Origin of the sequence: Citrobacter sp. 506, assembly GCF_050434985.1 — a bacterium.
Lineage (GTDB): Bacteria > Pseudomonadota > Gammaproteobacteria > Enterobacterales > Enterobacteriaceae > Citrobacter > Citrobacter braakii.
The window spans coordinates 1,842,309-1,858,936 of the sequence record NZ_JBNDJN010000001.1 but is presented as its reverse complement, the minus strand read 5'-3'; the positions used below and the strand labels follow the sequence as shown (position 1 = coordinate 1,858,936).

The 16,628-nt window shown below is 52.1% G+C and carries 15 protein-coding genes; 11 read left to right on the top strand and 4 right to left on the bottom strand.

Annotated elements, in window-relative coordinates; all coding sequences use genetic code 11:
* Positions 1–17: 17 nt before the first annotated feature.
* The gene (locus ABIE10_RS09110) at positions 18–596 is read right to left on the bottom strand and encodes a lipoprotein (RefSeq protein ID WP_429155357.1); all 579 of its coding nucleotides are present in this window, start codon (positions 594–596) and stop codon (positions 18–20) included.
* Positions 597–902: 306 nt separating this feature from the next.
* Between ABIE10_RS09110 and bolA the strand changes: the two genes are divergently transcribed.
* From bolA to fadM, 9 genes are all read left to right on the top strand, one after another.
* Complete coding sequence (gene bolA / locus ABIE10_RS09105; RefSeq protein ID WP_016152051.1) at positions 903–1,220, top strand: transcriptional regulator BolA; 318 nt, start codon at positions 903–905, stop codon at positions 1,218–1,220.
* Positions 1,221–1,564: 344 nt separating this feature from the next.
* A complete protein-coding gene (tig, locus tag ABIE10_RS09100) occupies positions 1,565–2,863 on the top strand; it encodes a trigger factor (protein ID WP_003021622.1) in 1,299 nt (432 codons plus the stop codon).
* Positions 2,864–3,110: 247 nt separating this feature from the next.
* Positions 3,111–3,734: an ATP-dependent Clp endopeptidase proteolytic subunit ClpP gene (clpP, locus tag ABIE10_RS09095; RefSeq protein ID WP_003021624.1), complete on the top strand. Its 624-nt coding sequence runs from the start codon at positions 3,111–3,113 to the stop codon at positions 3,732–3,734.
* Positions 3,735–3,860: 126 nt separating this feature from the next.
* Complete coding sequence (clpX, locus tag ABIE10_RS09090; RefSeq protein ID WP_003831013.1) at positions 3,861–5,135, top strand: ATP-dependent protease ATP-binding subunit ClpX; 1,275 nt, start codon at positions 3,861–3,863, stop codon at positions 5,133–5,135.
* Positions 5,136–5,319: 184 nt separating this feature from the next.
* Complete coding sequence (gene lon / locus ABIE10_RS09085; protein WP_016152052.1) at positions 5,320–7,674, top strand: endopeptidase La; 2,355 nt, start codon at positions 5,320–5,322, stop codon at positions 7,672–7,674.
* Positions 7,675–7,864: 190 nt separating this feature from the next.
* Positions 7,865–8,155: a nucleoid-associated protein HU-beta gene (gene hupB / locus ABIE10_RS09080; RefSeq protein ID WP_219352570.1), complete on the top strand. Its 291-nt coding sequence runs from the start codon at positions 7,865–7,867 to the stop codon at positions 8,153–8,155.
* A 267-nt stretch (positions 8,156–8,422) separates the two neighbouring features.
* Entirely contained in the window at positions 8,423–10,297 is a 1,875-nt protein-coding gene (gene ppiD / locus ABIE10_RS09075; RefSeq protein WP_429155354.1) for a peptidylprolyl isomerase, read from the top strand.
* 146 nt (positions 10,298–10,443) lie between these two features.
* A complete protein-coding gene (locus ABIE10_RS09070; protein WP_429155352.1) occupies positions 10,444–10,818 on the top strand; it encodes a helix-hairpin-helix domain-containing protein in 375 nt (124 codons plus the stop codon).
* A gap of 105 nt (positions 10,819–10,923) precedes the next feature.
* Positions 10,924–11,322 (top strand): long-chain acyl-CoA thioesterase FadM, encoded by a 399-nt coding sequence (fadM, locus tag ABIE10_RS09065; protein WP_016152055.1) that lies wholly within the window; start codon positions 10,924–10,926, stop codon positions 11,320–11,322.
* Positions 11,323–11,429: 107 nt separating this feature from the next.
* On the opposite strand, the gene queC is transcribed toward fadM, so the two are convergent.
* Together queC and ABIE10_RS09055 are read right to left on the bottom strand one after the other, a co-directional pair.
* Complete coding sequence (queC, locus tag ABIE10_RS09060; protein WP_003021638.1) at positions 11,430–12,125, bottom strand: 7-cyano-7-deazaguanine synthase QueC; 696 nt, start codon at positions 12,123–12,125, stop codon at positions 11,430–11,432.
* 64 nt (positions 12,126–12,189) lie between these two features.
* Positions 12,190–13,890, bottom strand: a complete 1,701-nt coding sequence (locus tag ABIE10_RS09055) for an SgrR family transcriptional regulator (RefSeq protein WP_429155349.1) — start codon at positions 13,888–13,890, stop codon at positions 12,190–12,192.
* A 217-nt stretch (positions 13,891–14,107) separates the two neighbouring features.
* Here ABIE10_RS09055 and cof point away from each other — a divergent pair, with 217 nt between their 5' ends.
* Positions 14,108–14,926 (top strand): HMP-PP phosphatase, encoded by an 819-nt coding sequence (cof, locus tag ABIE10_RS09050; protein WP_047357700.1) that lies wholly within the window; start codon positions 14,108–14,110, stop codon positions 14,924–14,926.
* A 50-nt stretch (positions 14,927–14,976) separates the two neighbouring features.
* On the opposite strand, the gene ABIE10_RS09045 is transcribed toward cof, so the two are convergent.
* Positions 14,977–16,032 carry a PLP-dependent cysteine synthase family protein gene (locus ABIE10_RS09045; protein WP_429155347.1) on the bottom strand — a complete coding sequence of 352 codons (1,056 nt, stop codon included), beginning with the start codon at positions 16,030–16,032 and terminating at the stop codon, positions 14,977–14,979.
* A gap of 116 nt (positions 16,033–16,148) precedes the next feature.
* Between ABIE10_RS09045 and decR the strand changes: the two genes are divergently transcribed.
* Positions 16,149–16,607 carry a DNA-binding transcriptional regulator DecR gene (gene decR / locus ABIE10_RS09040; RefSeq protein ID WP_016152059.1) on the top strand — a complete coding sequence of 153 codons (459 nt, stop codon included), beginning with the start codon at positions 16,149–16,151 and terminating at the stop codon, positions 16,605–16,607.
* Positions 16,608–16,628: the final 21 nt, after the last annotated feature.

Sequence of the window (16,628 nt, the reverse complement as noted above, 5' to 3'; positions counted from 1 at the left end):
GGCCATATGGGCAGAAATTAACGAGCGTTCTGCTTGATGAAATCGTGAACGCTGGTGTCCTGAGACATATCAGCGATGGTATCGGTCAGCACGCTGTTAACGGCGTCAGCGATATTTTTGTTAGAGGCCTGCAGTGCGCCTTCAACAGAATAGCTTGCGCGGTAGTTTTTGGTCATCTTGTTGCCGTTAGCAGCGGTCGCAATGATGGCGATGTCTGCCTTGGTGGCGATGTTATAGCGCACGCTACCCTGGGACACGTCTGCATACAGCTGGCTAACAATGATTTGCAGGTTAACAGCACCGTTTGGCCCAATCATATAACCGCGTGCGGTCATCTGTTTTTCCAGTACTTCTTGCAGCAGGAAGCGCAGATCGCGGGACGCGGTCAGGGTAACAAGCTGGTTGTCACGGGAAACTTTTGCCAGCGCCTGATCCTGACGCTGGTCGGCACCGTTGATGCTAACGGTCACACCCATCAGGCTCGGGTCCTGCTGTGGCAGGGTAATTTTCGGGGAAACTTCAATAGTGGTCGGCGGCGTTGCGCATCCAGCTAACATAAACAGCGCGACAAACGGGACGAGGATTTTTTTAAACATGCCAGGGCTCTCAGCGAATCTAAATTGTATGGTTGGAGAAAATTCCCGCCATCATAACATCGCCAACGATGAGGGGAAGTGGGTAACGCATGTAAATTCATTGTGTTGTCAGTTTTATGTCTTTGTGGAGACCATAAACGGACTTTTTGCAATAAATCGAAGTGAGGATTTAGTGAACTTCATCCATTTGGCTGAGAAAATCAGACAAACGCTAATTTTTTGTTGCTAAGGTGTAATGAAAGCGGTAAAAGCGGCTAGTATTTAAAGGGATGGGTGACATCTCAGCGTTGTCGGAGGAAAAACTTCATGATGATTCGTGAGCAAATAGAAGAAAAATTAAGGGCAGCGTTCCAACCCGTGTTCCTCGAAGTTGTGGATGAAAGCTATCGTCACAATGTCCCGGCAGGTTCTGAAAGCCACTTTAAGGTTGTGCTGGTTAGCGATCGCTTTACAGGTGAACGTTTTCTGAATCGTCATCGGATGATTTACAGCACCTTAACGGTGGAGCTTTCCACAACCGTTCATGCACTTGCCCTGCATACCTACACCATTAAGGAGTGGGAAGCGTTGCAGGATACGATTTTTGCATCGCCTCCGTGTCGTGGGGCGGGAAGCATCGCGTAAAAACGGATTTGCAACAACCGACGCTTTTCCAGTATGTTGCTACAGATTATGTGAAAACGGCCTGCGGGCCGTTTTGTTTTGTCTGAATTCTGGGGCAGTCGTACAGTATTCAGACAAAAATTAGCCGGGAATTGTGAAAAAAGCCGCAGCAACGCGCGATAACCGTTCTCGACTCATAAAAGTGATGCCGCTATAATGCGCGTCTTATTTTTCGGAATGTCTTCGGGATGATTCTGACGACAGGGAATGTGATTGCTTATGAGAACATCCCAGTTCCGCGAAGCCAACAACCTGTGCTTGCGGAGAAGAGTTGACCGAGCACTGTGATTTTTTGAGGTAACAAGATGCAAGTTTCAGTTGAAACCACTCAAGGCCTTGGCCGCCGTGTAACGATTACTATCGCTGCTGACAGCATCGAGACCGCTGTGAAAAGCGAGCTGGTCAACGTAGCGAAGAAAGTGCGTATTGACGGTTTCCGCAAAGGAAAAGTACCGATGAATGTTGTTGCTCAGCGTTATGGCGCGTCTGTTCGCCAGGACGTTCTGGGCGACCTGATGAGCCGCAACTTCGTTGACGCGATCATCAAAGAAAAAATCAATCCGGCTGGCGCACCGAACTACGTTCCGGGCGAATACAAACTGGGTGAAGATTTTACTTACGCGGTAGAGTTCGAAGTTTACCCGGAAGTTGAGCTGACTGGCCTGGAAGCAATCGAAGTTGAAAAACCGGTTGTTGAAGTCACCGACGCTGACGTTGACGTGATGCTGGACACCCTGCGTAAGCAGCAGGCTACCTGGAAAGACAAAGACGGCGCTGCAGATGCAGAAGACCGTGTAACCATCGACTTCACCGGCTCTGTAGACGGCGAAGAGTTCGAAGGCGGCAAAGCGTCTGACTTCGTACTGGCGATGGGCCAGGGTCGTATGATCCCAGGCTTTGAAGAAGGCGTTAAAGGCCACAAAGCTGGCGAAGAGTTCACTATCGATGTGACCTTCCCGGAAGAGTACCACGCTGAAAACCTGAAAGGTAAAGCCGCTAAGTTCGTTATCAACCTGAAGAAAGTTGAAGAGCGCGAACTGCCGGAACTGACTGAAGAATTCATCAAACGTTTCGGCGTTGAAGATGGTTCCGTAGCGGGTCTGCGCGCTGAAGTACGTAAAAACATGGAACGCGAGCTGAAAGGCGCTGTGCGTAACCGCGTTAAATCTCAGGCGATCGAAGGTCTGGTAAAAGCTAACGACATCGACGTTCCGGCTGCTCTGATCGACAGCGAAATCGACGTTCTGCGTCGTCAGGCTGCACAGCGTTTTGGCGGCAACGAAAAACAAGCTCTGGAACTGCCGCGTGAACTGTTCGAAGAACAGGCTAAGCGTCGCGTAGTTGTAGGTCTGCTGCTGGGCGAAGTGATTCGTACCAACGAGCTGAAAGCTGACGAAGATCGCGTTAAAGGCCTGATCGAAGAGATGGCTTCTGCTTACGAAGATCCGAAAGAAGTTGTTGAGTTCTACAGCAAAAATAAAGAGCTGATGGACAACATGCGTAACGTCGCTCTGGAAGAGCAGGCTGTTGAAGCCGTTCTGGCGAAAGCGAAAGTGACTGAAAAAGCCACTTCCTTCAACGAGCTGATGAACCAGCAGGCGTAATTCGTCGCTTATTTAGCACGAATTTCGTACGCAAGCCCGTCACCTTTTGGTGGCGGGTTTTTTTTTGTCACGGATTTTGCATGGGAAGAGTGCGAAAACAGCGTTTCAGTGTTAGCGTTACAACAAAAGATTGTTATGCTTGAATTATGGCGATGTCGTACCCATTACAGAGGGACTAGCTGATAATCCGTCCATAAGGTTACAATCAGCACAGCAGGTTTTTTCAAATTTTATCCAGGAGACGGAAATGTCATACAGCGGCGAACGAGATAACTTTGCACCCCATATGGCGCTGGTGCCGATGGTCATTGAACAGACCTCACGTGGTGAGCGCTCTTTTGATATCTATTCTCGTCTACTTAAGGAACGCGTCATTTTTCTGACCGGCCAGGTCGAAGACCATATGGCTAACCTGATCGTGGCGCAGATGCTGTTCCTGGAAGCAGAAAACCCAGAAAAAGATATCTACCTGTACATCAACTCCCCTGGTGGAGTGATCACTGCCGGGATGTCTATCTATGACACCATGCAGTTTATTAAGCCGGACGTCAGCACCATTTGTATGGGCCAGGCGGCCTCAATGGGCGCGTTCCTGCTGACTGCCGGGGCGAAAGGTAAACGTTTTTGCCTGCCTAACTCTCGCGTCATGATCCACCAGCCTCTGGGCGGTTACCAGGGCCAGGCAACGGATATTGAAATTCATGCCCGTGAAATCCTGAAGGTAAAAGGGCGCATGAACGAACTTATGGCGCATCATACGGGTCAATCTCTTGAGCAGATTGAACGTGATACCGAGCGCGATCGCTTCCTCTCCGCTTCTGAAGCGGTAGAGTACGGTCTGGTCGACTCGATTTTGACCCATCGTAATTAATGCCCAGCGCGCAGGTGTACCGCTATAATTACCTGGAGCGGCACAACGCTGACTAGCGTCTTGCGCCTGAGAATGGCATTTGCGTCGTCGTGTGCGGCACAAAGAACAAAGAAGAGGTTTTGACCCATGACAGATAAACGCAAAGATGGCTCGGGCAAATTGTTGTACTGCTCTTTTTGCGGCAAAAGCCAGCATGAAGTGCGTAAGCTGATTGCCGGACCATCCGTGTATATCTGCGACGAATGTGTTGATTTATGTAACGACATCATTCGCGAAGAGATTAAGGAAGTAGCACCGCACCGTGAACGCAGTGCGCTGCCGACGCCACATGAAATTCGCAACCACCTGGACGATTACGTTATCGGTCAGGAGCAGGCGAAGAAAGTGCTGGCGGTCGCGGTATACAACCATTACAAACGTCTGCGCAACGGCGACACCAGCAATGGCGTCGAGTTGGGCAAAAGTAACATCCTGCTGATTGGCCCGACGGGTTCCGGTAAAACGCTGCTGGCTGAAACGCTGGCACGCCTGCTGGACGTTCCGTTCACTATGGCCGATGCCACCACGCTGACCGAAGCTGGTTATGTGGGTGAAGATGTTGAAAATATTATTCAGAAACTACTGCAGAAGTGCGATTACGACGTGCAGAAAGCACAGCGCGGGATCGTCTATATCGATGAAATCGACAAGATTTCTCGTAAGTCTGACAACCCGTCCATTACCCGTGACGTTTCCGGCGAAGGCGTACAGCAGGCGCTGTTGAAACTGATCGAAGGTACGGTTGCTGCCGTTCCACCGCAGGGGGGGCGTAAACATCCTCAGCAGGAATTCCTGCAGGTTGATACCTCCAAGATCCTGTTTATCTGCGGCGGTGCCTTTGCCGGTCTGGATAAAGTCATTGCTAACCGTGTTGAAACGGGCTCCGGCATTGGTTTTGGCGCAACGGTAAAAGCGCAGTCTGATAAAGCCAGTGAAGGTGAACTGCTGTCGCAGGTGGAGCCGGAAGATCTGATCAAATTTGGTCTGATCCCTGAGTTCATCGGGCGTCTGCCGGTTGTAGCGACGCTGAGCGAACTGAGTGAAGAAGCGCTGATCCAGATCCTGAAAGAGCCGAAAAACGCCCTGACCAAGCAGTACCAGGCGCTGTTCAATCTTGAAGGTGTTGATCTGGAATTCCGTGAGGAAGCGCTGGATGCGATCGCCAAAAAAGCGATGGCACGTAAAACCGGTGCTCGTGGTCTGCGTTCTATCGTCGAAGCCGCACTGCTTGACACTATGTACGATCTGCCTTCTATGGAAGACGTCGAAAAAGTGGTGATCGATGAGTCGGTGATTGGCGGCCAGAGCAAGCCATTGCTGATTTACGGTAAGCCGGAAGCGCAGCAGGCATCTGGCGAATAATTCATCAATTCATACAGACATTTAATTAATAAGGGGGGATTTTATCTCCCCTTTTATTTTTCCGTAAACATGGCGTTGAATGTGTGGGAAACATCCCCATATACTGACATACATGTTAAAGGTGGTGTGGAGCACAGTCGTACCACCTGATTACCTGGCGGAAACTAAACTAAGAGAGAGCTCTATGAATCCTGAGCGTTCTGAACGCATTGAAATCCCCGTATTGCCGTTGCGCGATGTGGTGGTTTATCCGCACATGGTCATACCCTTATTTGTAGGGCGGGAAAAATCTATCCGTTGTCTGGAAGCGGCTATGGACCATGATAAAAAAATCATGCTGGTTGCCCAGAAAGAAGCGTCAACGGATGAGCCGGGTGTAAACGATCTTTTCACCGTCGGGACCGTGGCCTCTATTTTGCAGATGCTGAAACTGCCTGACGGCACCGTAAAAGTGCTGGTCGAGGGGTTACAGCGCGCGCGTATTTCAGCGCTGTCTGACAACGGCGAGCACTTCTCTGCGAAAGCGGAGTACCTTGACTCGCCTGCTATTGATGAGCGCGAACAGGAAGTGCTGGTGCGTACCGCTATCAGCCAGTTCGAAGGCTATATCAAGCTGAACAAGAAAATCCCGCCCGAAGTGCTGACGTCGCTGAACAGCATTGACGATCCTGCACGTCTGGCGGACACCATCGCTGCGCACATGCCGCTGAAGCTTGCTGACAAGCAGTCCGTACTGGAGATGTCCGACGTTAACGAACGTCTGGAATATCTGATGGCGATGATGGAATCTGAAATCGATCTGCTGCAGGTTGAGAAACGCATTCGCAACCGCGTGAAAAAGCAGATGGAAAAATCCCAGCGTGAGTACTATCTGAACGAGCAGATGAAAGCCATTCAGAAAGAGCTCGGCGAGATGGACGATGCGCCGGACGAAAACGAAGCGTTGAAGCGTAAAATCGACGCGGCGAAAATGCCGAAAGAGGCAAAAGAGAAAGCGGAAGCAGAACTGCAGAAGCTGAAAATGATGTCTCCGATGTCAGCGGAAGCGACCGTAGTCCGTGGCTACATCGACTGGATGGTTCAGGTGCCGTGGAATGCGCGTAGCAAGGTCAAAAAAGATCTGCGTCAGGCTCAGGAAATCCTCGATACCGACCATTACGGTCTGGAACGCGTCAAAGACCGTATTCTTGAGTATCTCGCGGTTCAAAGCCGTGTGAATAAAATCAAGGGGCCGATCCTGTGCCTGGTTGGGCCGCCGGGGGTAGGTAAAACTTCTCTGGGACAGTCCATCGCTAAAGCAACCGGACGTAAATACATCCGTATGGCGCTGGGCGGCGTGCGTGATGAAGCTGAAATTCGCGGTCACCGCCGGACCTATATTGGTTCGATGCCGGGTAAACTGATCCAGAAAATGGCTAAAGTGGGCGTTAAAAACCCGCTGTTCCTGCTTGATGAGATCGACAAAATGTCTTCCGACATGCGTGGCGATCCGGCTTCCGCACTGCTTGAGGTGCTGGATCCAGAGCAGAACGTGGCGTTCAGCGATCATTACCTGGAAGTGGACTACGATCTCAGCGACGTGATGTTCGTTGCGACCTCTAACTCCATGAATATTCCCGCACCGTTGCTGGATCGTATGGAAGTGATCCGTCTGTCCGGGTATACCGAAGACGAGAAGCTGAACATTGCTAAACGTCACCTGTTGCCGAAACAGATTGAGCGTAACGCGCTGAAAAAAGGCGAGCTGACGGTCGACGATAGCGCCATTGTGGGCATTATTCGTTATTACACCCGTGAAGCTGGCGTGCGTAGTCTGGAGCGTGAAATTTCCAAACTGTGCCGTAAAGCGGTGAAACAGCTGCTGCTCGACAAGTCGCTGAAACATATTGAGATCAATGGTGACAACCTGCACGACTACCTGGGCGTACAGCGCTTTGACTATGGCCGCGCGGACAACGAAAACCGCGTTGGTCAGGTAACCGGTCTGGCATGGACGGAAGTGGGCGGCGATCTGCTGACCATCGAAACCGCTTGCGTACCGGGTAAAGGCAAGCTGACCTACACCGGTTCTCTGGGTGAAGTCATGCAGGAATCCATTCAGGCTGCGCTGACCGTGGTGCGCGCGCGTGCGGAAAAACTGGGTATTAATCCCGACTTTTACGAAAAACGCGACATCCACGTTCACGTACCTGAAGGGGCGACGCCGAAAGACGGTCCAAGTGCGGGTATTGCCATGTGTACCGCGCTGGTTTCTTGTCTGACCGGTAACCCGGTTCGCGCCGACGTGGCGATGACCGGCGAGATCACCTTGCGTGGCCAGGTTCTGCCTATTGGTGGTTTGAAAGAAAAACTGCTGGCGGCACACCGTGGTGGTATTAAAACGGTCTTAATTCCAGACGAAAACAAACGTGACCTGGAAGAGATTCCGGACAACGTAATTGCCGATCTGGACATCCATCCGGTGAAACGCATTGAGGAGGTTCTGACGCTCGCGTTGCAAAATGAGCCCTCCGGAATGCAGGTTGTGACCGCAAAATAGTGACCTCGCGCAAAGAGCACTAATAAAAACAGGGCTGGCAGGCCATTTCGGACTTGCCAGCCTTTTTTTGTATAGCTAATTTAGATGACGGATTGGGCTTGCCATCATTAACGGGTGTTGTAAGGGCATGGCAGGCCTGATATAACTGCTGCGCGTTCGCACTTTGAAGGATTCAGGTGCGATATAAATTATAAAGAGGAAGAGAAGAGTGAATAAATCTCAACTGATCGACAAAATTGCTGCAGGGGCTGATATCTCTAAAGCTGCGGCTGGACGTGCGTTAGATGCAATTATTGCTTCTGTTACTGAATCTCTGAAAGAAGGTGATGACGTAGCGCTGGTAGGTTTTGGTACTTTTGCCGTTAAAGAGCGTGCTGCCCGTACTGGTCGCAACCCGCAAACAGGTAAAGAGATCACCATCGCCGCGGCTAAAGTACCGGGCTTCCGTGCAGGTAAAGCACTGAAAGACGCGGTAAACTAAGTGATTTCCCCTTTGGGGATGTGACGAAGTACAAGGGCGCATCGACTGATGTGCCTTTTTTATTTGTAATTCCGGTACTTTCTACGCGTTGTGGGCTGACAATTGCCCCTGTTTCTTGTCACAATAGGCCTTTGTACGCAGCGTTCAGGAAACGCTATGCTGCGTGAAGCATATATACTCAAAATCCTTGCCGCCGCTGTGGTGACAACGCGCAGGCGGCTTGAGAGATAACGCGTATAGTCATCTACAGCGGAGTGTGGTTACACCATGATGGACAGCTTACGCACGGCTGCTAACAGTCTCGTGCTCAAGATTATTTTCGGTATCATTATCGTGTCGTTCATTTTGACCGGCGTGAGTGGTTACCTGATTGGCGGGGGCAATAACTTCGCCGCCAAAGTGAATGGCCAGGAGATTAGCCGCGGGCAGTTCGAGAATGCGTTCAACAGCGAACGTAACCGCATGCAGCAACAGCTGGGCGATCAATACTCCGAGCTGGCTGCGAACGAAGGCTACATGAAAACGCTGCGTCAGCAGGTGCTGAATCGTCTTATTGACGAAGCGCTGCTGGATCAGTACTCCCGCGAGCTTAATCTCAACATCAGCGACGATCAGGTTAAACAGGCTATTTTCGCCACGCCTGCGTTCCAGGTGGACGGTAAATTTGATAACAATCGCTACAACGCGATTGTTAATCAGATGGGAATGACCGCAGACCAGTACGCTCAGGCATTACGTAATCAGCTTACTACCCAGCAACTGATTAACGGCGTTGCCGGTACGGACTTCATGCTGAAAGGCGAAACGGACGAGCTGGCGGCGCTGGTCGCACAGCAGCGTATCGTTCGCGAGGCGACAATTGACGTTAACGCACTGGCCGCGAAGCAGTCTGTTACCGAGCAGGAAGTTGCCAGCTACTACGAGCAGAATAAAAACAACTTTATGACGCCGGAACAGTTCCGCGTGAGCTACATCAAGCTGGATGCTGCTGCTATGCAGGAGACGGCCAGCGATGCGGATATTCAGGCTTATTATGACCAGCATCAGGATCAGTTCACTCAGCCGCAGCGTAACCGCTACAGCATCATTCAGACCAAAACGGAAGATGAAGCCAAAGCGGTACTGGACGAGCTGAACAAAGGCGGTGATTTCGCTGCGCTGGCAAAAGAAAAATCTGCTGACATCATCTCTGCCCGTAAAGGCGGCGACATGGGATGGCTGGAAGATTCCACCACCCCGGATGAGCTGAAGAATGCCGGTCTGAAAGAGAAAGGCCAACTGTCAGGTGTGATTAAGTCTTCCGTTGGTTTCCTCGTTGCGCGTCTTGACGACGTGCAGCCTGCGCAGGTTAAACCGCTGAGCGAAGCCCGCGACGACATTGCGGCGAAAGTGAAGCAGGAAAAAGCGCTGGATGCCTACTATGCGCTGCAGCAGAAAGTGAGCGATGCCGCCAGCAACGATAACGAATCCCTGGCGGGTGCGGAGCAGGCGGCGGGTATGAAAGCGGTTGAAACGGGCTGGTTTAGCCGTGACAGCCTGCCGGAAGAGCTGAACTTCAAACCGGTCGCTGACATCATTTTCAATGGTGGTTTGGTTGGTGAGAACGGTACGCCTGGCAGTAACTCCGACATCATCACCGTGGATGGCGATCGCGCGTTTGTATTGCGAATTGCAGAGCACAAAGCTGAAGCCGTTAAACCACTGGCTGAAGTGAAAGATCAGGTAACTGCGCTTGTTAAGCACAATAAAGCAGAGCAGCAGGCGAAGCTTGATGCCGATAAACTGCTGGCGGATCTGAAAGCTGGTAAGGGCGATGAAGCCATGAAAGCGGCGGGTCTGAGCTTTGGCGAAGCGAAAACGCTGAGCCGTACGGGTCAGGATCCGCTGAGTCAGGCGGCCTTTGGCCTGAGCCTGCCGGCGAAAGACAAACCGAGCTACGGCGTGGCGAACGACATGCAGGGTAACGTTGTACTGCTGGCGCTGGACGAGGTGAAAGCCGGTTCTATGCCTGAAGATCAGAAGAAAGCGATGGTTCAGGGGATTACCCAGAACAATGCGCAGATTGTCTTTGAAGCGCTGATGAGCAACCTGCGTAAAGCCGCAAAAATTAAAGTCGGTGACGCGCTGGAACAGCAGCAATAACCGAGGCTACTCGCAAAAAATTGCAAAAAGTTGTATCAACCAAAGGCCGCTCTCGCGGCCTTTTCCATTTCTGATATTTGCCGTTTGTCTGCCGTTCTGCACCTCGCTATCGTGATTCCACTGTTAACAAACAAGGAGAAAACAGTATGAAACATGGAATCAAAGCCCTGCTTATTACCCTTTCATTGACCTGTGCCGGTATGGCTCAAAGCGCACTGGCTGCAGAGCCAGTCGCCAAAAGCCAGGCGACTCAAGCCAAAGCGGATGCTACGGGAGTAGCACAAAGCAAAGCCACGCAACAGGCTAAAGCGAGCGATGATGAAGGCACCAGGGTAAGCATCAACAGCGCTTCTGCGGAGGATTTAGCGCGAGTCATGAATGGCGTAGGTCTGAAGAAAGCACAGGCGATTGTCAGCTATCGTGAGGAGTACGGGCCGTTTAAAACGGTGGAGGACTTAAAGCAGGTGCCGGGCATGGGGAGTTCGCTGGTAGAGCGCAATCTGGCAGTTTTAACACTTTAATAACTTGCAGAGTGCTGAAAGTTTGCCAGACTGTAGAGGTCATACCAGTTATGACCTCTTACCCTGAAGTGTGTTCCTATAAAAACAACGTAAGGCTCCTGCGCTATGCAAACACAAATCAAAGTTCGTGGTTTTCATCTTGATGTCTATCAGCACGTTAACAATGCTCGCTATCTTGAGTTTCTGGAAGAAGCCCGCTGGGATGGCCTGGAAAACAGCGACAGCTTTCAGTGGATGACCGCACACAACATCGCTTTTGTGGTCGTGAATATTAACATTAACTACCGCCGCCCTGCGGTGCTGAGCGACCTGCTGACCATTACCAGTCAGGTGCAACAGTTAAATGGCAAAAGCGGTGTGTTGAACCAGACTATCACCCTGGAGCCGGAAGGACAGGTGGTGGCAGACGCGTTGATTACCTTCGTCTGTATTGATTTGAAAACGCAAAAGGCGCTACCGCTGGAAGGGGAGTTGCGCGAAAAACTGGAGCAGATGGTGAAGTGATGGAAGGAAGCCTGACGGCGCTTCGCTTATCAGGCTTACGGGCGATATTGACCATGGTGAATGTCGAAAGCCGGATAAGGTGCGTGCACCGCTATCCGGCAAAACGATCACTTTAGTCCTGTTTTCTGCTTCATTGCCGCCATCACTGCCGGTTTATCTGCCAGATAATGGTTCAGGCCGTTGGCGCGCAGATTACAGGCCGCGCAGTGACCGCAACCGTCACCTTTGATGCCGTTATAGCAGGTCAGCGTTTCTTCGCGTACCAGGTCCAGCTTGCCCCAGTAATCGGCCAGTGCCCAGGTTTCGGCTTTATCGATCCACATCAGCGGGGTTTCAAAGCGAATATCTTTCGCCATTCCCAGGCTTACGGCATGGTTCAGGGCTTTGACGAACTCATCGCGGCAGTCCGGATATCCAGAGAAATCCGTTTCACAAACGCCGGTAATGACCGCCTCCGCCTGCACCTGATACGCGTAAATCGCCGCCAGCGTTAAAAACAGAATATTGCGCCCTGGCACAAAGGTATTGGGAATGCCGTTCGCATCCGGTTCGTAATCGGGTACCGGAATGTTATCGCGGGTCAGGCTGCTGACGGCCAGTTCGCTGAGCAGCGTTACATCAAGTACCTTGTGCGCACGCGCGCCAAGTTTTAAGGCCAGGTCACGTGCGACATCAATCTCAGCGCGATGGCGCTGACCATAATCAAAGGTCACGCAGTGTACTTCATCATACTGATGCAGCGCTTGCGCCAGACAGGTTGTGGAGTCCTGACCCCCACTGAATACAACAACGGCACGTTTCATGGTTTTTCCTGACAAATAACGAAACCCTTATGGTAGCGCCTGGGCGTGTCGCCGACCAGCTTCTTCACGCCGACGGGGGCGGTAGCCAGGCTTCGGTAAATTCAAACCAGCCGCGAGGATTCAGGCGTACGCCGTTCACGCCCGGCGGAGCGCTAATACGATAGTGATAATTGAACAGCGGTGTCAGGGTCGCGTCATGCATCAGCGAGGCGAAAACGTGTTGTAAAGCCGCATGACGATCGTCCTCATCGGCCTGGATTTGCAGGGCATCCAGGGTGGTTTGCAGATGAGTATATGCCGGCGAGCTCAATACATGTGACCAGAGCTGATCGCAGCGCAGCCACTGTTCGAGGGTATATTCAGGCGCTTCGCCAATCAGCCTGTCTCCCATCATCAGGTCGGCCTGGGCTAAAGGATGGTCGCCATCCCAGTTTTTAGCATTATGAAAAATAAGCGTTAATTCACAGCCGAGTAGCGCTAGCGCCTGGCGAAGCTGTTCAGCCATGGCGTGCAATTCTACCGGCAGGTGATAGGCCAGCGTAAGCTTTTCCGGTAGCGGCACGTCGTCCAGTTCATCCCATTGGGGGATCGTCCATCCCGGCAGCAGCGCATTGCTTGGCGTGATCAGGTTTTCATCCACGTCAAGCGTTTGTAGCAGGGAAGAGCGGTGGATAATATTGACCAGGCGACGGGCCTGCTGCGTATTCAGCCGCGCGCTTTTTCTGAGCGTGAGATAGCAGAAACCGAGGCTGATCCCGCTGCTTACCTGGCTTAGCATGGGAAGCTCTTCGGGTTTACCAATTGCAATTTGAACCGGATGGCGACAGCTGGTGCCCAAATCCTGGGAGAAAAGCTGCGGGGTTATCCAGTATTCAATGGCTTTTAGTAGCGGATGACTCAGGTGGTAGTGATCGTGACTCTCGATGCGCACCAGGTCTGGGGTAAATAGCGTCAACCGAAACGGACCGGTACCAACAAACGGGAGTTCGGGATGTGCCAGGTGACTGCTGTAGCTTGCCAGACGATGCGCCAGCCAGAAGTCGGGGCGATGCAAAATAAAGGTTAGGCACTGGGGATGCGTCACCTCAATGCGCTTTACGCTGATAAACAGCTTGTTTAACGCGGGTAGCTCTAACAGCTTCAGCAACTGTTGATGTAGCTGTGTGCTGCTGACCGCATCGCCGTTATGCCAGTACAGGGTGGAGCGAATATAGAAATCCCAGCGCTGGCCGTCGGCGGAGATATTCCAGTGGTGGGCTAAATCTCCGCAGGGGCGTTGCGTAATACTGTCGAACCGGGTCAGGCCCGAGAATATTTGTCCGGCGAGGTGTTGCTCTGCGCGACCAGGGAGAAATCCAGGGTGCAAAGGGTCGAGCTGGCGGTAATAGGGGATACGCAGGGTTGGCGTGTCGTTTTGCCACTGCCCGCCCATAAACGGCTGGAGCAGCGTTCTTAATTCTCCCGGCGCCAGCTGAGCCAGCTCCAGTACGCTAAGTTGCTCCCCCTTTTGCAGCGCTTGTTCCATCATAATGCTGCGTAGCGAATCTGGCGTCACCAAAAAGCGCAGATGCCCGCGTTTCCCACGTCCCGACTGGGCGTGCCACTCCAGCCAGCCAGCATCCTGCGCTTGCTTCATCAGGGTACGCACGTGGCGCTCGCTGCAAAAACAGCGTTCTGCCAGCTCCCTGACGGTCACCGACTGCGGTTCTCCCGCCGACGGCTGCCACAGGCGTTGGTACTGATTCAGGCGATTCAACAATCTCATATACACGTCATCCTTCAAGCTGCCTCTTTGTTGGCGGCGTTAATTCACCCCAGTCACTGCATGCTCCTGGACGCTCACTCACTTGCCGCCTGGATGCAACTTGAATGATTTTGTGTAATAAACCCGGAACAATTCATTTTATCTATTCACTATTACTTCCGTATATCTCAGGTGATACTGAATCATAAGTTAACCGCGTCACAGTGTGGAGAAAGAAATGGCTCGTCTGGCTGCATTTGATATGGATGGCACCCTTTTGATGCCGAATCACCATTTAGGTGACGAAACGCTTTCAACGCTGGCGCGCCTGCGTGAACGCGAGATCACCCTGACATTTGCCACCGGCCGCCATGTGCTGGAGATGCGCCATATTTTGGGGTCTATCTCACTGGACGCCTTTTTGATCACGGGTAACGGCACGCGCATTCACTCTGTTGAGGGCGATGTATTGCACCGTCAGGATCTGGATCCGACTGTGGCGGATATCGTGTTACATCAGAAGTGGGATACCACAGCCAGCATGCATGTCTTTAATGACAACGGTTGGTTCACCGGACAAGAGATCCCATCGCTGCTACAGGCGCATGTGTATAGCGGATTTCGCTACCAGATCGTCGATGTGAAACGTATCCCGGCTCATCAGGTAACGAAAGTCTGTTTCTGTGGGGATCATGACTCCCTGATCCAATTACGCATTCAACTGAATGAGGCGCTGGGTGAGCAGGCAAATCTCTGTTTTTCCGCGGTTGATTGCCTTGAGGTGCTGCCGCTGGGCTGTAACAAAGGATCGGCGCTGGCGGTACTAAGCGACCACTTAGGTTATTCAATGGCCGAATGTATGGCGTTTGGCGATGCCATGAACGATCGCGAAATGTTAGGTAGCGTTGGGCGCGGCCTGATTATGGGTAACGCGATGCCACAACTGATTGCTGAACTGCCGCATTTGTCGGTGATTGGGCATTGCCGCAATCAGGCGGTGTCACACTTTTTGACGCATTGGCTGGACAATCCGCATCTACCTTATTCCCCCGAATGAGAGATCCCTTCCAGCAAGCCAGACTTCGCGTCTGGCTTTTTTTTATCCCATTAATGGGTGTTCAGAAGCCGGGTGAGTTCCGCTTTCCACGGCGTTAAATCACCGATGTGCGTGTCGATCCACTGCGGGTTGTAGTAGGTTTCAAGATAGCGTTCGCCGCTGTCGCACAGCAGCGTGACCAGTGAACCGCTTTCTCCGGCATCGCGCATACGGGCGGCAAGTTGCAGCGTTCCCCACATGTTGGTGCCGGTTGAAGCGCCGACTTTGCGGCCCAACTGCGTTTCCAGCCAGTGTGCGGTGGCCACGCTTGCGGCATCCGGTACGCGCAGCATTTCATCGACTACGTCAGGAATGAAGGAGGGTTCGACACGTGGGCGGCCGATGCCTTCGATTTTGCTTCCTACCGGGCTGCGTAACGTTGTATCGCGATCCTGCCAGAAGGGCAGAAAGACTGAGTTTTCCGGATCCACCACCATCAGGCGGGTGTCGTAGCCCTGACAACGAATATAGCGGCCAATGGTTGCAGAGGTGCCGCCGGTTCCGGCGCTCATCACAATATGGCGGGGGACGGGGTTGGGCTCGCACTGCATCTGACGGAAGATGCTGTCAGCAATATTGTTATTGCCACGCCAGTCGGTAGCGCGCTCAGCATAAGTGAACTGGTCCATGTAATGACCGTTCAGCTCACGCGCCAGCTGTTCAGAGGCCGCATAGATTTCACAGGCGCTTTCCACGAAATGACAGCGACCGCCGTAAAACTCAATCTGTTCAATTTTACGCTTCGCCGTACAGGAAGGCATGACGGCAATAAACGGCAGTCCTAACAGTCGGGCGAAATAAGCCTCAGAGACCGCCGTTGAACCGGACGATGATTCAATGATGGTGGTGCCTTCTTTAATCCAGCCATTGCACAATCCGTACAGAAACAGTGAACGCGCCAGACGATGCTTCAGGCTCCCGGTGGGATGCGTGCTCTCATCCTTTAAATAGATCTGAATGCCCGGGAACGCCGGTAGCGACAGACGAATGAGATGCGTATCCGCAGAACGCTGATAATCCGCGTTGATTTCATTGATGGCGTTTTTAACCCAGGAGCTATTCATCATTAATAGATATCCATTTGTCATTTTGTGCCAAGAATAGCGAAAAGCACGGAAAAAATTGTTGCCATTTAGCCTTTAAAATAGAATGTAAGGAGAAAATTCTTCTCTGTGGAGTGGATATGTTAGACAAAATTGACCGTAAGCTGCTTAGCTTACTGCAACAGGACTGCACCCTTTCTTTGCAGGCGTTAGCAGATGCCGTTAATCTGACTACCACCCCCTGCTGGAAACGCCTCAAACGGCTTGAGGATGACGGTATCCTGCTGGGTAGAGTCGCCCTGTTGGATCCAGAAAAATTGGGGCTGGGGCTGACCGCGTTTGTGCTGATTAAGACTCAGCATCACAGCAGTGAATGGTATTGCCGCTTTGTCACCGAAGTCACCGGTATGCCGGAGGTTCTGGGGTTCTGGCGTATGGCAGGGGAATATGATTACCTGATGCGAGTGCAGGTCGCCGATATGAAAAGCTACGATGAATTTTATAAGCGCCTGGTGAACAGCGTACCGGGCCTGTCTGACGTCACCTCCAGCTTTGCGATGGAACAGATTAAATACACAACTGCTCTCCCTATTGAATAACTCTCCCGGCGCTTATTGCCG

Bases quoted from the DNA above. Each gene is read 5' to 3' on its own strand.
- ABIE10_RS09110 (WP_429155357.1), bottom strand. From the start codon at position 596: ATGTTTAAAAAAATCCTCGTCCCGTTTGTCGCGCTGTTTATGTTAGCT.
- bolA (WP_016152051.1), top strand. From the start codon at position 903: ATGATGATTCGTGAGCAAATAGAAGAAAAATTAAGGGCAGCGTTCCAA.
- tig (WP_003021622.1), top strand. From the start codon at position 1,565: ATGCAAGTTTCAGTTGAAACCACTCAAGGCCTTGGCCGCCGTGTAACG.
- clpP (WP_003021624.1), top strand. From the start codon at position 3,111: ATGTCATACAGCGGCGAACGAGATAACTTTGCACCCCATATGGCGCTG.
- clpX (WP_003831013.1), top strand. From the start codon at position 3,861: ATGACAGATAAACGCAAAGATGGCTCGGGCAAATTGTTGTACTGCTCT.
- lon (WP_016152052.1), top strand. From the start codon at position 5,320: ATGAATCCTGAGCGTTCTGAACGCATTGAAATCCCCGTATTGCCGTTG.
- ppiD (WP_429155354.1), top strand. From the start codon at position 8,423: ATGATGGACAGCTTACGCACGGCTGCTAACAGTCTCGTGCTCAAGATT.
- ABIE10_RS09070 (WP_429155352.1), top strand. From the start codon at position 10,444: ATGAAACATGGAATCAAAGCCCTGCTTATTACCCTTTCATTGACCTGT.
- fadM (WP_016152055.1), top strand. From the start codon at position 10,924: ATGCAAACACAAATCAAAGTTCGTGGTTTTCATCTTGATGTCTATCAG.
- queC (WP_003021638.1), bottom strand. From the start codon at position 12,125: ATGAAACGTGCCGTTGTTGTATTCAGTGGGGGTCAGGACTCCACAACC.
- ABIE10_RS09055 (WP_429155349.1), bottom strand. From the start codon at position 13,890: ATGAGATTGTTGAATCGCCTGAATCAGTACCAACGCCTGTGGCAGCCG.
- cof (WP_047357700.1), top strand. From the start codon at position 14,108: ATGGCTCGTCTGGCTGCATTTGATATGGATGGCACCCTTTTGATGCCG.
- ABIE10_RS09045 (WP_429155347.1), bottom strand. From the start codon at position 16,032: ATGATGAATAGCTCCTGGGTTAAAAACGCCATCAATGAAATCAACGCG.
- decR (WP_016152059.1), top strand. From the start codon at position 16,149: ATGTTAGACAAAATTGACCGTAAGCTGCTTAGCTTACTGCAACAGGAC.